Source organism: Caballeronia glathei (genome assembly GCF_000698595.1).
In the GTDB taxonomy this organism is placed as follows: Bacteria; Pseudomonadota; Gammaproteobacteria; order Burkholderiales; family Burkholderiaceae; genus Caballeronia; species Caballeronia glathei.
On the sequence record NZ_JFHC01000317.1, the window covers coordinates 1 to 416 of the forward strand.

At 57.2% G+C, this 416-nt stretch carries 1 pseudogene; it reads left to right on the top strand.

The window, feature by feature from the left end:
• Positions 1-251: 251 nt before the first annotated feature.
• Positions 252-416: pseudogene (locus tag BG61_RS44935) on the top strand (GlxA family transcriptional regulator); the annotation flags it as partial.

Sequence of the window (416 nt, forward strand, 5' to 3'; positions counted from 1 at the left end):
GTTGTCGGTGCCCATTGCGAACATGCCGAGCGCCAAGATGAGCAATCGTCGATCCATATCAACTTTCCTTATCGGGTCTATTGATGCCTTCAATGCGGCTCGACACACATCGTCGCGCGGCATCGCGCGCCCCAACGCATCGAGCATAAATGCTGGGGCGATGAGGGCATAAGCGGAGGATAAGGACTGTTGACGGCGTCTCAAACGTCATATATACCCTCGTTTTAGGACATGCCGCGCGGAGGGGCAACATGCACAGGATCGGCTTCGTTGTGTTCCCCCATTTCCATATGATCGGCTTCGCGGCAATCACCGTATTCGAACTCGCGAACCTCGTGCTCGATGAGCCGGCCTACGAACTGACGGTCCTTTCCGAAGCGGGCGGACTGGTGTCCGCCTCGGCGGGCATCAGGATA